Origin of the sequence: Paraburkholderia sp. SIMBA_054 (genome assembly GCF_046534875.1) — a bacterium.
Classification (GTDB): domain Bacteria; phylum Pseudomonadota; class Gammaproteobacteria; order Burkholderiales; family Burkholderiaceae; genus Paraburkholderia; species Paraburkholderia hospita.
In genome coordinates, this window is the sequence record NZ_JAWRXV010001814.1 from 1 (window position 1) to 232 (window position 232).

Below are 232 nucleotides of genomic sequence, written 5' to 3' on the forward strand. Positions count from 1 at the left end.
GCCAGCGGCGCGGGTCGACGGATTGATCAGGATCGAACCGGTCGGCGCGCGCGGGCCCGGGCCGGCGATCAGGTTGTTGTACGGCGCGCGGGCGATGGTCTGGCCGAACGACGCACGACCCTTCAACTCATCGGTGAAGCTGATGTCGAAGTCCAGGTTCGGCAGCACGTAGCTGTAGCTGTGCTTCTCCGCGAACGGCTGCTGCTCGGTGGAGCGGATGATCTGGAAGTCG

Annotated in this window: 1 protein-coding gene; it reads right to left on the reverse strand. The window is 65.9% G+C overall.

Features of this window, described 5'->3' with window-relative positions; translation table 11 throughout:
* A partial coding sequence (locus SB822_RS61320; RefSeq protein WP_410859694.1) for a hypothetical protein occupies window positions 1-232 on the reverse strand: 232 nt, incomplete at both ends.